This is a genomic window from Ensifer sp. R-19 (assembly GCF_049905105.1).
Classification (GTDB): domain Bacteria; phylum Pseudomonadota; class Alphaproteobacteria; order Rhizobiales; family Rhizobiaceae; genus Ensifer.
In genome coordinates this window covers 2,832,692-2,847,500 of sequence record NZ_CP184569.1, presented here as the reverse complement: position 1 = coordinate 2,847,500, position 14,809 = coordinate 2,832,692, and the positions used below count along the sequence as shown (strand labels likewise).

The window sequence follows — 14,809 nt, the reverse complement described above, 5'->3', positions numbered from 1 at the left end:
GTATACCAAGGCGCTTGAGAGAACTATGCTGAAGGAACTCGGCAAATTGCACGCGTAACTTCGGAAGAAGCGTGACCCTTTTTGACGCAAGTCAGATGGGGTGGCACAGACCAGGGGGTAGCGACTGTTTATCAAAAACACAGGGCTCTGCGAAGTCGCAAGACGACGTATAGGGTCTGACGCCTGCCCGGTGCTGGAAGGTTAAGAGGAGGGGTGCAAGCTCTGAATCGAAGCCCCAGTAAACGGCGGCCGTAACTATAACGGTCCTAAGGTAGCGAAATTCCTTGTCGGGTAAGTTCCGACCTGCACGAATGGCGTAACGACTTCCCCGCTGTCTCCAGCATAGACTCAGTGAAATTGAATTCCCCGTGAAGATGCGGGGTTCCTGCGGTCAGACGGAAAGACCCCGTGCACCTTTACTATAGCTTTACACTGGCATTCGTGTCGGCATGTGTAGGATAGGTGGTAGGCTTTGAAGCAGGGACGCCAGTTCTTGTGGAGCCATCCTTGAAATACCACCCTTATCGTCATGGATGTCTAACCGCGGTCCGTTATCCGGATCCGGGACAGTGTATGGTGGGTAGTTTGACTGGGGCGGTCGCCTCCGAAAGAGTAACGGAGGCGCGCGATGGTGGGCTCAGACCGGTCGGAAATCGGTCGTCGAGTGCAATGGCATAAGCCCGCCTGACTGCGAGACTGACAAGTCGAGCAGAGACGAAAGTCGGTCATAGTGATCCGGTGGTCCCGCGTGGAAGGGCCATCGCTCAACGGATAAAAGGTACGCCGGGGATAACAGGCTGATGACCCCCAAGAGTCCATATCGACGGGGTTGTTTGGCACCTCGATGTCGGCTCATCGCATCCTGGGGCTGGAGCAGGTCCCAAGGGTTTGGCTGTTCGCCAATTAAAGCGGTACGTGAGCTGGGTTCAGAACGTCGTGAGACAGTTCGGTCCCTATCTGCCGTGGGTGTAGGAATATTGACAGGATCTGTCCCTAGTACGAGAGGACCGGGATGGACATATCTCTGGTGGACCTGTTGTCCTGCCAAGGGCATAGCAGGGTAGCTATATATGGAATGGATAACCGCTGAAGGCATCTAAGCGGGAAACCAACCTGAAAACGAGTATTCCCTTGAGAACCGTGGAAGACGACCACGTTGATAGGCTGGGTGTGGAAGTGCGGCAACGCATGAAGCTTACCAGTACTAATCGTTCGATTGGCTTGATCGTTCCCATTGCTTGTGCTCATCACGTTCGGACGAATGCTTTTGCATTCGCCTTGAGATGAGTGACGTGTTCAAAACAACTGAAGTGAAAACTTCAACCAGCTTCTCATTCGGTTTGCGCCAAGCTAGGCGCAAATCTTGCGCTTTGCCGACCTGGTGGTTCTGGCGGGGTGGCTGCACCCGTTCCCATTCCGAACACGGCCGTGAAACGCCCCAGCGCCGATGGTACTTCGTCTTAAGACGCGGGAGAGTAGGTCGCTGCCAGGTCTGCAAAACGCAAGAGAAACAAAACCGAAAACGATCTTCTTCTCTTCTGTCTCGGCCCTGCCGAACACGGGCCGCCACCAAGCGGCCCTTTTGTTTTGCTAGGCTGAAAATAATCAGTGCGTCCCTTACGCGAGACAAATCCTCACGGATTTGCTCGGCAGAGACAAACAACGAGATTTTGCTTCGCAAAACTCGGACCGGATTAAACGGGATTTTGCCTTCGGCAAAACCCGGAAAGAGCGGATAAATCCGATAGGGATTTACCGCGATGACGGATAAACCGCTTAGCGGTTTACCTAGATGGCGCGGGGTGGAGCAGCCCGGTAGCTCGTCAGGCTCATAACCTGAAGGCCGCAGGTTCAAATCCTGCCCCCGCAACCACTGAGACTTGAATATTTTGCCATTCAAGTCGTTTCAACGAAAGCTCCTCCGCGTAGGCGTCGAGGAGCTTTTTTTGTTTCTGCTCCGTGTCGAGTTCGCCGGCGCGCAGCTTCTCCAGATAGTCGTGCTGCTTCAGTGCCTCGAACTGCTTCTCGAGAATCGTTGCGGCTTCCATCGCAGCCAGGATCGAGGCAATGCGGCCGTGGACTTCGAGGGATGCCGGCTGGTGGCCCGGGGTCTTGCCGATGACGACCTTCTGGATGAACTGGCGCACGATGTTGATGAACGGCTGCTTCGTCTCGGTATCGGCGTGCTCGCGCAGGTAATAGAATGCGGAGTTGATGATCAGCTCGACAGCTTCGGGACTGACTTCCGCCTTCAGCTTCCTGATCTTCTCCCCGAAATCTTCCTCCGCCGGCGCCTGCGTCAGGCGCGCCTCGAGGCCGGCACGGCGTTCCTCAAGCGTGTCGAGCATATCGTCTAGGGCGGCGAGGCGAGGGCGGCCTTCGGCCGCACGATCGCTGATCTGCTGGATGATCTGGCGCTGTTCCTGTTCGGCGGCTTTCAATTCCCCGGAAATGCGCTGGCGCTCGTCCGGTTCCTTCTTCATCGAGGCTGCAAGGTTATGGCGGGCCTGTCCGGCGACATCGTCGAATACACCCATGCCGAAGAAGGCGGCAGGGAGGCAGGACAGCACCCGATCCTCCAGGTTCTTGCGGAGAATGGTCTTCTGGTTGGAGCAGCAGGCGCCGTCGAGCCCGTCGATAGGCAGCTTGTTCTTGTGGTTGGAGCAGCCGTAGCGTTCCTTGGCCATGATGGCGTAGGAGCCGCCGCACTCGGCGCATTCCAGCATTCCGCTCAGCAGGTAGCTCGGCCGATGCGTCCTGTTGAGCCGGTTGGTGGTCGTGCGGGAAAAATTCTCGAGCGTCGCCAGTTGCCTTTCTTTTACGCGCGCCCAGAGTTCGTCGCTGACGATGCGCATGGACGGCACTTCCGTCACGACCCATTCGCTTTTGTCGTTGAGGCGGGCGGTGCGCCGTTCGGTCTCCGGGTTTTTGCGGTAATTCTGCTTGTTCCAGACGATCCGGCCGACATAGAGTTCGTTGTGGAGGATGCCGGCCTGCCGCTTGCCGTCACCGCGGATCGTGTCGTCGCGCCAGTATTTGTGCTGCGGCGCGGGCACGCCGCGGGTATTGAGGCTCTGGGCAATTGCCGCCGGACTGACCCCGTCGGCATATTGCTCGAAGATCCAGCGCACGATCTCTGCCTCGGCCGGTTCGATCTCACGCAGGCCCCTGATCCGGTCGCCATTGGCGTCGCGCTGCTGGCCGAGCCGGTAGCCGTAGCACAGGCGGGTCGTCGCCTTGCCCTTGCGCGCCGCCGTCTTCATGCCTTCGCGCGTGCGATAGCGGATCTGCTCGACCAGTTCATGGCTGAGCGTGGAGCGCATATGCAGCTCGATATGGCTGATCGGCTGGCCGGCCTGCACGGTCCAGATCGCCGCGTCGTGGTAGTTGAGTTCCTTGAGGATCTTCGAGCTGTGCTCGACGTCGCGCGACAGGCGGTCGACGGTGACGCAGAGGACCACGTCGATCCGCTCGCGCTTCACGTGGGCCAGGAGCTGCTGGATGCCGGGGCGCGATGTGAAGGAGGTTCCGCTGATCGCGGAATCGGCATAGGTCTCGACCAGCTTCCAGCCCCTGTCGGCGACAAACGTCTTGCCGAGTTCGATCTGTGTTTCGATCGACACTTCGTTCTGGCGGTCGGTGGAGTAGCGGGCGTAGAACAAAACAGTCTTGGTCATGTGTAGGCTTCCATCTCAAACAATCTCTTTGGTGAACAGTGGCCGGCTTTGCGGGCCAATGTGATGCAGACCTGCTCGTGGTGGTGGGCTATTCTGCGACGCCCCGTGCTGCCAGACGCTGACGCTGCTTCACGCGGTACCAAAGATCCTGGGTGACGATCTGAAGCGCCGGCACGAAGTCGAAACGGTCGCGGCCCGGTATCCAGAAGCGGCCGAGATAGATCTCATCGTTGAGAATGCCGGTACTTTGCGTGCGGTCACCGCGGATCGTGACGTCGCGCCATGCCTTGCCGCGAGGGCCGGTGACACTCACTGTATTGAGGAGTGCTGCAATCTTTGCCGGCGACATGCCCTCGGCATACAACTGGAAAATCTGCTGAACCGCGTTGGCAGCGTCTGCATCCACCGCCGTGAAGCCGAAGATGTATTGTCGGTCGGCGTTGAAGGCGCCCTTATAGCGGTAACCGAATGGAAGGGGCACGAGGTGTTCATCTTCCCGCAGGTCATCGGGCACGTGGGCAATGTGGCTGCCCATGGCAAGCATCGTGCTGCGGTCATCGATATAGTGATCGGACAGGTTCCGGGCGGTGATCCGCTCGCCGGGATCAGCAGCCCAGAGTTCGATGCCCTTGCGAGCGAGTTCGCTCAACAGTCGGCTGGCGATATCAAATCGCGAGCACAACCGGTCCAGTGTATGGCAGAGGACGATATCGACCGTCTCACGCTCGATATGGGCGAAAAGCTTGCGCACGCCGGGCTGCGCCATGAAGACGACTTCGCCGATGTCCTCGTCAGCATAGGACTTCACGAAGGTCCAGCCATTCTCCTTGATGAAGCGGTGCCCGTAGTAGAGCTGCGTTTCGAGGCAGGCATGGTCATGGTATCCGGCGGAATGGCGTGCGTAGAACAGAACGTTCCTGGTCAATGAAGTGATCTCCGTTCGAACTGGCTAAGTCGGGGGACACGGTAACCGGCGGCGGGGTGCTTGAGAGCCCCGTCGCGATGCCGGGTCATCATGGCCCGGCAGGTGTGGGGTGCCGGCGGCAATAATTGCCGCCGATGAAGTGCTGCTCCTGAGCGCTGGTCAGTAACCCATCGTGGCGCGGTAGGCCGCGGCCGCATCGGTGTTGCCGCCAATCCAGCCATGCTGCTGAAGCGTGAGCAGGCTGTCGACGACGCCATCGCGCGCGCCGCACCACGTCCAGCCGGAATCGGCGGGGCGGATAATGAAGACTTCGGTGGAGGTCACTTTGATCCGCGTTGCACCGGTCTCCGCCTTGACGGCTTCGCGAAACAGGCGGTCCAGTTCCTTGATCCGGCGTTTCTGTTCGGACGTCAGGTGCGCCGGCTGGACGCGGGACGGGGTCCTCGACGGGATCTGCGTCGCGGGGATGCGGTGGGTGAGGACGAACACATGGTGCACCTGCTTGCGCCGCCAGGGTGCTCGGTCGATATCGACCATCAAGCCGTTATTGGTCACATCGCAAAACAGTTCGCCACTGATCGCGACGCGGTGGTTGCCCAGAAAAACGATGCAGGGATGGCTTTGCTGAATTCCCGTCCTGGCTGCGAGGTACGCAGCAAGGGTCGGGCGACCTTTGATGTCGTGCCATGCTCCTGCATAACCCAGCAATCGCAAGGTGCTCTCGATCTCGTCGTCACTTGTCGTTGTGACCGCAGGAGTGCGGCGGCGGTCTACCCAGCCTGCGCCGTGACGGACGAGCCGCACGGCATCCCGGACGCGGGACATCGATGCGCCCGTGATGGAGGCCATGGCTACTGTGCCGGAATACAGCCGGGCTTTGGTGTCGTTGTCGACATCGTGGAGGTGATGCGTTTTAACCGCAACGATGGCAGACGGATGCTGGATGATATTCGACATGGAATCTCCTTGTGCTCGTGGATCGTCGTCGCTTGCGACGGCGAACCACGCGGAGAACTTCCTCGCGCATGCGGCCGGTGCAGATTCCGAGACCGGAACCGTCCTTGCACTCGATGTCCCGGGACGGCTGGATCGTGGCGCCGTCGACATGGATAACGTGAACCATGGGCGCCTCCTTTCCGTTGCGGGCTGGCCTGTTGAACACTTGTCGGCGCCAATAGCGCACAAAGCGCGGCACTTCTCAAGCGTCCTCATCTGTATGGCTTTCGATGCCAGTTTGCCGAAAATTACCGGAATTCCCGAAATGGCACGGCCGGAATCATTGATCTGCGGGGAAACGTCATCACCGACCCAAACGGCGGTAAGTCATTGTTAGGTATAGAGTTATGAAAACTGTGGCTGATGTGCAACACGCTTGTTCCCGCGACCTATCCGCCAGTCGTGGATCACGCGTTGGCCCCGCGTCCCCTGTGAATAAGCTCGAAACATTCGATTCAGAATCAAACGGCGTTTGACCGAGTAATGGGGGGAGGAGCCGTAGAGTCTGCAAACGCCGTTAGGCGTTCCCGTAGCCATCGTTGATGTGCAAAAGACCGAAACCGCAGGCGGCCGTTCGGATGCAACCGGTCAGTCAGCGTCGTCGGCACCATCAGGATAGAGCAGGTGGGGCTTGCGGCGGAAGGGCGAGCCCCCCGTTCGGTATTTGTAGATGAGCTCGTCGAGAACGATCTCGGATTGGCGGTTGTCGAAGCCTTGTTCTGCCAGCATCGCAACGATCCTGGCTCTGAACTTCTCGAGGTCCTCGTGCAGCTCCTTCTCGATCGCCCGATTGATGAGCCAGTAGAGTGCGACGCGGGCCACATCGTCTCGTCCGGGGCGCTTGGCCTTTCTGTCGGCATCGCGAAGCTTCTGCTGTCGCTCGCGCTGTTTGCGGTTGCGGATCTCCTCGGACTTCGCTGGCATGCACTCTTCCCCATCAGGTCTCTGGCTACCGATGCCAGACCGTTGTCCATCCAGCAACGCCGTTTGCATGGAATCGGAAATCCCGGTTTATGAAACGTTTTTTTAGGGTTCTGAATCAAATGATCGCAATTTGAGATCAATTGCGGGCACGTTGAGACAGGTCGAGATAAGCTGGCGAGGGCAAACGGCGGTCGTGAATCAAATGACCAGCGTTTGGAATCAAAAATATCGGACCATGAATCAAATGAGCGCAATTTGTCTCGACGTGCGGGCACATTGAAACGACCTGTGGGCAAGCTGACGGAAATCGCCAGCGGTTCGTGTCGCGATTGCGCCTGCAGGGCCATCTCCATTCCGGACTATGAGGCGGCGACGAACCAAAAACTTCCCGGTGGGTACATCCGCGAAGTCGCTTGTCATATGTCCAAGCCGTTCGTGCGGAATGTGCCATCTTCGGGTGGAAATCGAGCGTCGCTCTTAGACGGCAAGACGCTGGCTTCGTGTTTACTTCGTCGCGTGTTTCCGTGACGGCCAAACTACTTCGTGAAGGCCTTAAATGTGGGGGGCGGCTATCCGGCTCCGGATTCTGGATTTTGCGGTGAAATAATATCGATCGAATATGAGTAAAAAATTTCCATAGATATCGTATATCTCAATATTAATTGATTAATTCGTCGTTTATAATTGAATATAGTTGCTGAAAACCGCAGGGAAATAAAGATTATAATCAATATTATACTATAATGATATTTTACTTAAATTTGCATTACATCCGTATTGGCGCGATCATATAGTCATCCGACGGGTTGTTCGTCGGATGCATTGTAAACGCGTCACACGGAGACTTCCATGCCCACAAAGCCCACCAAAACAACCACGACTGCCGCCTTCTCCTACAACTACGAAGAAGAGGGGATCGCGCACACAACGCGCGATCTGCTCGAAAGCAGCGCGGCCCATATCTTCGACCTCGGGCGCCGCACCACCGAGCAGACTTTTGAGCTCGGCGATCATCTGGCGAAAGCCGCGGACCTGCTGGCCGATGGCCGGTTCGACAAATGGGTAAAGATGCGCTGCGGCCTCGCACCTCGCAGCGGTCGCAACTATATGGCGGTGTTCCGCAACCTCGGCCATGTTCGTGATGAACTGGTCGATCTCTCGGTCGGCGCGACGGTGTTGTTCCACCTGAGTTCGGCAACCGATGATCAGGTGAAGGCGGCCATTGCCTTTGCCGAGGAGAACGGGCGCCTTCAGGTCGCCGACGTGAAGGCCATTTTGGCCGGCGGCGAAGAAGGCGGTGACAAGGCCGAGAAGGACGATCAGTTCTGGACCGGTGGCGTTGGCGGACTGAAAGTGTTGATTGCGGCCAAGATCCGCGATGGATTGAAGGTGTTCATCGAGCATGTCGTCACGATCTGCAAGGCCGTCGAGGCTGCGCTGACCAGAAGCCGGGTGATCAAGGAAGCGCTGGCGAAGGAAATCCAGGACATGGCCCGTATCGCCCGTCAGGAGCTCGAAAGCCTGGCCTTGTTCCTCGAGCCGGAACTCGATTATGGCCGCAACACCCGGCCGACCAAGTTCCCGAAGAAGACCGGCTGGGCTGAGGTCAACGATACGCTCTATACGTTGGGTGGTGTCGATGGCTGGCCGAAGTCGAAAGACATGCGCGACTGGCTTGCGCTGCATGTGCTTCCGGTGCTCGGCTGGGCGGTGTCCAAAGAGCGGAAGCCGGAATGGCCGCTCGCGGCGCCAACTGCTCCGGCTTCCGAACCGGCGGTTCCGGCAGAGGCGGACAGTGTCGGCGATCGTCACGATAGCGAGCCGGCTATGCTGGACGAGGTCTCTGATGATGCCGATGTCCCGGATGAGGTGACCGACCGGTTCGGCGCGGCGCTGGAGGAGGCGACCGGCGGCTTCATGACCGTCAGCCGGGAGGTGCCGCGAAACCGCAAGCAGTTTGCCAAGGTGCCGGCGCTCGCCGATGACAGCGTCGCCGATGTTGAACTCGCGCCAGCCGTCACGCGGTAAGATGCAAGTTGCACGAAGGCCTGTGAACCGGCCTTCCCGCCAAACTCGAAAGGGCCGCATGTCGGCCCTTTTCCTTTTGCTCGATGATAGCGAGCGGAAACGCGCAGGCCGACCGCGATCGCCGGAAGCGACCATCGGTTTTGGACTTCGTGAGCCCGACGTTAACTATGTACCGGCTTTGTTCTTTTTTGCTCTCCCGGGTCCTTGAGCCCGGCTCCCGGTCCTGCCAGGTTAGGGCTGTTCGGAAGACCGGACACAAAACGGCCCAAGGCAGCGCGCCAACGCTACCAAGGGCCTGACCCTCAGCCTTCGTGAAAAGGAATCGGGCTATGAGCACCATTACCTCTACACTTCCCAATGGGGAAGTTCTCCGTTCGACCGTCGTCGCGGCATCCATGTTCTCCCAACGCTCGTCCGGCGCCGGCGCCCGGGTCGGCATCGGCGCCCGCAGCAGTATCGCCGAGCCGGCGGCGTTGCGCCGTCATCCGCACATCGTTCGTTTTGCCGAAGTCGAGGCTGATCTCGATCTGCTGATCGATCGTGCCATCGCGGCGATCGCCGACGGCGAACCGGTCGAGGACGAGATCCTCGGCCATTACGTTCACATCGCCTCGCTCGTCCGTGCGGTGTCGTTCCGGGAAGGCAAGTTGCTGGAGCAGGCGGTAGAGCGGCTGGCCAAAGCCAATCCGAATGTAACGGTGCTGACGCAGTCGCTGAAGCTGCCGCTGGTCAAGGCGGCGCTCGAAGCCGTCTCCGGCAACGACTGGTCGAGCCTCGATGGGATCAAGCTTGACTGCGAGGCGCCGGCAAAGGGATCGTACACGCCGGACCTGATCCTCGTGAACCGCGCCCGGCACACCGCCTACATCCTCGACCTGAAGCGGTCGCTCGCTTCTTACGGCGACACCAACCGTCTCGAAGAGTTGAAGCTGAAGATGATGGCCTCGGCGATGGTGTTGCCGGACTGGCTCTACAAGCATCACAAGCGGATGATGGTCGATACGGTCGAGGTTGCGATCGTCGACGGTGCCAGCCGCCCGAGCGATCATGCCACCGGGATCTGGGCCTTGTCCGAGATCGACGACCTGCTGGAAATCGACGGTGTCGCCGCCTGCATGGCCGATCTGCGTCTGCGCTTCGGCCGCCGCGTGCAGCAGCTTCTCGAAGCCGAAGCCAGCAAGGCGCTCGGTGTGACGATGACCGCGTCGGACGCGGCCGCTACCTCGACCGTTTCCGGCAAGCCGATGATTGCGCTGAACGGTTCGTCTCGCGCTTACGAGGAAGAGCAGGCGATGGCCGCGCCGGACGAGGACGATGGTCACTACGATCTCGGCTGCTTCGACGATCAGGACGACGAGCCCGAACCGGTCCGTATCCGGGTCGGCTTCGCCCGCCGTCCGCGCCGGCACTGACGAGCCGCTAGCCTAACGGCACTGATCGCGGCCGCGCCTGAAGCGCGTGGCCGGCTTCTCCAGTCCCTTCCATTCTACGAACGCCGGATGCGATGCGCTCCGGCGAGGAGACAGTCATGTCCATCGATACCCACAGCCCGTCTCTGGCCGGCTTCCGTTGCGAAGCGGTCACGACCGATACCATCGCGTCGCCCTGCCTTCGCAGCAAGCCTGCGAATCTCTCTCATGTCGAATCCGCCGACCTTAGCCACGGTTCGAGCGATCGCGACGATCCCGCCGTCGTGATCGGGTTGGCGCTCGCCTTCGTTCGGCAAGGTCCTCTGCTGGATGGCTTTGTGCCGGAGCCACTGATGCTTCGGTTGCGTGCACTTGCCGATGGTGACAATGCGGCATGCCGCCTGCTGCTCGACTGGCTGCGGAGCCGCAACCGGCATCTCGATCGGTCCCGGAACGAACAACTGAGCCTGTCTGTCTCGACCGGTTCGTCGGCTGACGCGCATCCGCCGCGTCGTTCGTCGCGCGAGCGTGTGTTGGCGCGGATCTCGAAGTCCGGTGTCATTGACGGGCGGCGGCGTGGTCGGACGCGTCCGCGCGATCCGGTGCAGGACGCCCAAACGGCAATTATTGCCGCGGAGACGGGAGGTCTGATTGATGGATAAGATCGCTCATCTGTTTATCCGCCGCCTTCGTCATCTTGCCCGCCGCGAGGCACGCCGGATCGCTCTGCGCAACGGTCTTCTGGAAAGCAAGATCGTCGATGTCGATGGTCATCTCACCTGCCGCTACAGCCCGGCTTTCGACACGACACGACTGACCGGCGATCCGATCCGTGACGATACCTGGTTCCGGCGGAATTTTGGTGACTGGCTTGTCCCACCGAAGGAAACCGGCAATCCGACGCCCGGCTCTGCTGGCGATGGTGTCGTGACCGCCGGGATCGTTCATCCGCCGTTCGCCTCGCAACTCGTGGCCCTGCCTCGGGCGCGTCACGGCGCAATCGCGCAAGACGCGGTGCTGGGTAACGGAGTCGATCGGCGTACCTACACCGTCGGCCTGGTGGATCGGGTGGCAGTTGCGCCACTGGTCAGTCACATCGTTGCAACACTGGTTCTGGCGCGTGCGGTGCAAAGGAGCGGACGGTCGCTTCGGGAGATCGTTTATACGCTGACCCGTGTGACACCGGTCGTCACCCTCCATGCGCCACTTGCAGGCTTCGAGCGGGAAGTGCTGCGGCTCCTTGAAAAATCCCGGCTGGTACCCGGCGGCCCGTTCGCAGTCATCGAGTCCGATCACATGTTCAACGACGATCACTTCGATGCCCTCGAAGCTGAGACACGCAGGCGTCTGATGACCTTCTCGGGCGCGGGCGTGCATCGCGTCACGGGCAATGCCCTGCGTCGGCGGATGCTCAGCGCGCTGTCGCGCGACTTGGCCGTCCTTGCCATCGCGGAAAAGCGGTCGGACATTCCCTCGCTTCTGCAGATCTCCGCCGACCTGTCGCTGGAAATGGGAAAGCTCGACCGCAGGTTCGCCGCCGATCTGGTCGAGGTGCTGTATCCGGGCACGGCAATCGAGATGCTGGGCCTGCCGTCGGATTCCGATGCGCGCTGGCTGTCGCTGGAGGATCTGGTTCTTGCCTTCCGTCCAGGGCGACATGTTCGCGACGTACTGCATGTCCTTGCAGTGCTCATTGAGCGCAATCGCGGTGACTTCGAGGAAGAGGAGGGCGGTGGTGGCGACAAGGCATCCGGATCGGCATCCTCCAGCACATCCAGCGAGAAACCCCAAGGCTCGCACGAGCAGTCGAAGCCGTCCGACACCGAAAACAGCGGCCGTTGGAAGAAGGACAAACCGTCCGGCGCCGAAGTGATCCAGCCGGAGCCAATGCCGATGGTGGGCGAGATCGGCCATAAGCCGCCGTTAACCGTCGAGACACTATCCGGATATGGCCGAGCGAAAGACTGGGCGCTCGATCTCAAGGCAGATCTGGATGATTACCGCGCCAGCATTCTCGCTTGGTCGGAGATGAGCACCAACCTGCTGCTGTCCGGTCCGCCCGGGACCGGCAAGACGACCTTTGCCCGTGCGCTGTGCAACAGCCTGCAGGTCCCGCTGGTCGTCACCTCGGTGTCGACCTGGCTGCAGGGCGGACATTTGAACGACGTGATCGACAGGATGAGCAAGACATTTGTCGAGGCGCGGGCCATGGCGCCGGCGATCCTGTTCGTCGACGAGATCGACGGCATCGGCAAAAGGCAGCCGGCCGAGCGGGAATATGCCGACTATTGGAATACCGTCGTCAACAAGGCGCTGGAACTGCTCGATGGCGCCGTCAAAAACGAGGGGCTGATCATCGTCGGCGCCACCAACCGGCCCGACCATATCGACGAGGCCATCAAGCGCTCCGGACGGTTGGAGACCCATATCGAAATCCCGAAACCTGACGTGCCGACGCTGGCCGAAATCCTGGCTCATCATCTCGGCGACGATGTGACATCGCTGATCCGGGAGCCGGTGCCGGACGTCCGGTCGGAGGCCGATGAGGGATTCTCCCTGAAGAAGATCGTTGCCGATTATCGGGAGGAAGACGCAGAAAGTGAACGGAAGGGAGCCAGCCGATGACCGAGCCACAGAACACCAACGCGTCGGAATTGTCGGCAGCCGTGCAACACGGTAATTCCGCCGATGCGATTCTCAGGCGTCTCGCCACGCGGGCGATGGGACTGACGGGTGCTGATATCGAGCGCATCGTCCGGGAGGCGCGTTTGAAGGCGCGCCGCAGCAAGCGGGCGATCCGCTATGAGGACATCGAAGACGGCATCCGCGGTCATCGGCCGCCGGTGCCTTATAATCTGCGCTGGCGCTACGCCTTCCACGAGGCGGGGCATGCCGTCGTCCATCATGCGCTTGATCTCGGACCTGTTCGCGGTCTCAATATCGATACTGGGCAGGGCGGCTACAATCTCGTCGGCTTCCACGTCTGGGCGACCGACACGCGCGACTGGTATGAAAATATGCTGACGATGCTGATGGCAGGGCGGGCCGCCGAGCAACTGATGCTCAAGCGTGTCTCGAGCGGCTCCGGGGGCAGTGACGACAGCGATCTGGCGCGGGCGACGCGGCTCGCCTTCGATATGGAACGCACCCTCGGCTTCGGGACCGAGCTTCCGCTGCTTTATCGCCCGCATCGCGATCCGGGCGCGGTCCTCGACCGTGATCTCGAACTGGCGGCGCGCGTTCATTCCAAACTGGAAGCTGCGCTCGACGGGGCCGCGGCGATCCTCAGGAGGCGGAGGCCGACCTTCCATGCACTCGCCAAGGCACTATTCGATTCCCAGTCAATGGATGAGACGGCAGTCCGGCAGATCCTCGAGCGGTTGGAGGGATGACCTGCCACTGAGAATTTCCTCCAGATTAGATTAGAGTCCGGCCCATCGAGGACGGACTTATGAAGAAGCAGAGATTTACGGAAGAGCAGATTATTGGGGTGCTGAAGGAGCAAGAGGCCGGCGTTAAGGCGGCTGATCTTTGCCGCAAGCACGGGATTTCCGAGGCGACCTTTTATAATTGGAAGGCCAAGTATGGCGGCATGGAAGTGTCAGAGGCCAAACGTTTGAAGGCGCTTGAGGACGAGAATGCCAAGTTGAAGAAGTTGCTCGCCGAGCAGATGCTGGACGTTGCCGCTCTTCGGGAGCTTCTCGGAAAAAAATGGTAGGCCCTGCCGCGAAGCGTGAAGCTGTCACGCATCTGAAGGCCGTCATGGGCCTTTCGGAACGGCGGGCCTGCCAGATCATATCCGCAGACCGGAAGACGATCCGCTATCGATCCTCTCGACCGCCTGAGGTCGAGTTGCGAGAGAAGTTGCGCGATCTGGCCAACGAGCGACGACGGTTCGGCTACCGACGGCTGTTCATTTGCTTCGGCGAGACGGAGAGTCTTCTGGGGTCAATCGCATCTATCGGCTGTATCGCGAGGAAGGTCTTTCCGTGCGCAAGCGGAAAGCCAGGCGTCGTGCTGTTGGCACCCGTGCCCCGATCCTCGTCGAAGCAAAGGCGAATGCTCGCTGGTCACTGGATTTCGTCCACGATCAGTTCGCCTGCGGCAGACGCTTCCGCATCCTCAATGTGGTCGACGATGTCACGCGCGAATGCTTGGCGGCGATCCCGGACACATCGATATCAGGTCGCCGTGTCGCGAGGGAACTGACGACGCTTGTCGAGCGAAGGGGCAAGCCCGGCATGATTGTTTCAGACAACGGGACCGAACTGACCTCGAATGCCATCCTTGCCTGGTCGAAGGATCACAAGGTCGAGTGGCACTACATCGCGCCGGGAAGGCCGATGCAAAACGGTTATGTCGAGAGTTTCAACGGCCGCATGCGCGACGAGCTGCTTAACGAGAGCCTGTTCTTTGGGCTCGATCATGCCCGCAGCGCCATCGCGGAATGGGCTGACGACTACAACAATTTCCGGCCGCACTCATCGCTCCGATACCAGACCCCGGCCGACCATGCCGGGATCATCGCCGCAACCGGCTCCACCGCTACGCAATGTGTGAGCTTCGCGTCTCCGCCGGTTGCTCCCATCGTGCCATCTGGCTTATCAAAAACCGCCGAGGCTCTAATCGCAGCCGGATGAAACTTCAGTGGCAGGTCAGGGAAGCTGAAGGCAGGCCCGATGCCAGGTGACGGGAGCCAGATTGCCGATTACGCACATCGGATCGTCGGCAACATGAAATAAACTTCGCTTACTTGTTTCCAGTTTCGGAAGGCTTGATCCTTGGCTCTGATCCATTCTGGACGACATTCTCAATGGAAGGCCACCGGCAAGGAGCATTATGGCTCTCAG

10 protein-coding genes, 1 tRNA gene, 2 rRNA genes and 2 pseudogenes (1 of these 15 only partly in view) are annotated in these 14,809 nt (G+C 59.9%); 10 read left to right on the top strand and 5 right to left on the bottom strand.

The features are described 5' to 3' along the window. The 4 genes from ACN9MO_RS13920 to ACN9MO_RS13905 all read left to right on the top strand — a co-directional run. Nucleotides 1-1,229 (top strand): 23S ribosomal RNA (locus tag ACN9MO_RS13920); it begins 1,568 nt to the left of the window's first position. A 148-nt stretch (nucleotides 1,230-1,377) separates the two neighbouring features. Then, nucleotides 1,378-1,492, top strand: a 5S ribosomal RNA gene (gene rrf / locus ACN9MO_RS13915). Between the two features lie 304 nt (nucleotides 1,493-1,796). Continuing rightward, a tRNA-Met gene (locus ACN9MO_RS13910) sits at nucleotides 1,797-1,873 on the top strand. Nucleotides 1,874-1,880: 7 nt separating this feature from the next. After that, complete coding sequence (locus tag ACN9MO_RS13905) at nucleotides 1,881-2,357, top strand: hypothetical protein (RefSeq protein ID WP_425985317.1); 477 nt, start codon at nucleotides 1,881-1,883, stop codon at nucleotides 2,355-2,357. 513 nt (nucleotides 2,358-2,870) lie between these two features. Here the strand turns inward: ACN9MO_RS13905 and ACN9MO_RS13900 are convergent. From ACN9MO_RS13900 to ACN9MO_RS13885, 4 genes and pseudogenes are all read right to left on the bottom strand, one after another. Beyond that, nucleotides 2,871-3,677, bottom strand: a pseudogene (locus tag ACN9MO_RS13900) (recombinase family protein); the annotation flags it as partial. Between the two features lie 88 nt (nucleotides 3,678-3,765). Then, on the bottom strand, nucleotides 3,766-4,602 hold the full coding sequence (locus tag ACN9MO_RS13895) for a recombinase family protein (protein ID WP_425985314.1): 837 nt from the start codon (nucleotides 4,600-4,602) through the stop codon (nucleotides 3,766-3,768). 159 nt (nucleotides 4,603-4,761) lie between these two features. After that, nucleotides 4,762-5,559: a hypothetical protein gene (locus tag ACN9MO_RS13890; RefSeq protein ID WP_425985311.1), complete on the bottom strand. Its 798-nt coding sequence runs from the start codon at nucleotides 5,557-5,559 to the stop codon at nucleotides 4,762-4,764. Between the two features lie 627 nt (nucleotides 5,560-6,186). Next, nucleotides 6,187-6,522, bottom strand: coding sequence for a hypothetical protein (locus ACN9MO_RS13885; protein ID WP_425985308.1), 336 nt, complete (start codon nucleotides 6,520-6,522; stop codon nucleotides 6,187-6,189). A gap of 849 nt (nucleotides 6,523-7,371) precedes the next feature. Between ACN9MO_RS13885 and ACN9MO_RS13880 the strand changes: the two genes are divergently transcribed. The 3 genes from ACN9MO_RS13880 to ACN9MO_RS13870 all read left to right on the top strand — a co-directional run bounded on the left by ACN9MO_RS13880 (nucleotide 7,372) and on the right by ACN9MO_RS13870 (nucleotide 10,621). Further along, nucleotides 7,372-8,550: a hypothetical protein gene (locus tag ACN9MO_RS13880; protein WP_425985305.1), complete on the top strand. Its 1,179-nt coding sequence runs from the start codon at nucleotides 7,372-7,374 to the stop codon at nucleotides 8,548-8,550. A gap of 329 nt (nucleotides 8,551-8,879) precedes the next feature. Next, a complete protein-coding gene (locus ACN9MO_RS13875) occupies nucleotides 8,880-9,962 on the top strand; it encodes a hypothetical protein (protein WP_425985302.1) in 1,083 nt (360 codons plus the stop codon). A gap of 92 nt (nucleotides 9,963-10,054) precedes the next feature. Further along, a complete protein-coding gene (locus ACN9MO_RS13870; RefSeq protein ID WP_425985299.1) occupies nucleotides 10,055-10,621 on the top strand; it encodes a hypothetical protein in 567 nt (188 codons plus the stop codon). Here the strand turns inward: ACN9MO_RS13870 and ACN9MO_RS13865 are convergent. After that, nucleotides 10,584-10,907, bottom strand: a complete 324-nt coding sequence (locus ACN9MO_RS13865) for a hypothetical protein (RefSeq protein ID WP_425985297.1) — start codon at nucleotides 10,905-10,907, stop codon at nucleotides 10,584-10,586. The two genes, ACN9MO_RS13870 and ACN9MO_RS13865, sit on opposite strands and share 38 nt — an antisense overlap. Here ACN9MO_RS13865 and ACN9MO_RS13860 point away from each other — a divergent pair. From ACN9MO_RS13860 to ACN9MO_RS13850, 3 genes and pseudogenes are all read left to right on the top strand, one after another. Next, a complete protein-coding gene (locus ACN9MO_RS13860; RefSeq protein WP_425985294.1) occupies nucleotides 10,887-12,584 on the top strand; it encodes an AAA family ATPase in 1,698 nt (565 codons plus the stop codon). The two genes, ACN9MO_RS13865 and ACN9MO_RS13860, sit on opposite strands and share 21 nt — an antisense overlap. After that, nucleotides 12,581-13,351, top strand: a complete 771-nt coding sequence (locus tag ACN9MO_RS13855; RefSeq protein ID WP_425985291.1) for an ATP-dependent Zn protease — start codon at nucleotides 12,581-12,583, stop codon at nucleotides 13,349-13,351. Before ACN9MO_RS13860 ends, ACN9MO_RS13855 begins: the two co-directional genes overlap by 4 nt. Nucleotides 13,352-13,410: 59 nt before the next feature. Next, nucleotides 13,411-14,599 (top strand): annotated as a pseudogene (locus tag ACN9MO_RS13850) (IS3 family transposase). Nucleotides 14,600-14,809 lie beyond the last annotated feature (210 nt).

Excerpts from the sequence above, each read along its gene's own strand:
- ACN9MO_RS13865 (WP_425985297.1), bottom strand. The coding sequence starts at position 10,907 with ATGAACGATCCCGGCGGTCACGACACCATCGCCAGCAGAGCCGGGCGT.
- ACN9MO_RS13855 (WP_425985291.1), top strand. The coding sequence starts at position 12,581 with ATGACCGAGCCACAGAACACCAACGCGTCGGAATTGTCGGCAGCCGTG.
- ACN9MO_RS13890 (WP_425985311.1), bottom strand. The coding sequence starts at position 5,559 with ATGTCGAATATCATCCAGCATCCGTCTGCCATCGTTGCGGTTAAAACG.
- ACN9MO_RS13870 (WP_425985299.1), top strand. The coding sequence starts at position 10,055 with ATGCGCTCCGGCGAGGAGACAGTCATGTCCATCGATACCCACAGCCCG.
- ACN9MO_RS13875 (WP_425985302.1), top strand. The coding sequence starts at position 8,880 with ATGAGCACCATTACCTCTACACTTCCCAATGGGGAAGTTCTCCGTTCG.
- ACN9MO_RS13880 (WP_425985305.1), top strand. The coding sequence starts at position 7,372 with ATGCCCACAAAGCCCACCAAAACAACCACGACTGCCGCCTTCTCCTAC.
- ACN9MO_RS13885 (WP_425985308.1), bottom strand. The coding sequence starts at position 6,522 with ATGCCAGCGAAGTCCGAGGAGATCCGCAACCGCAAACAGCGCGAGCGA.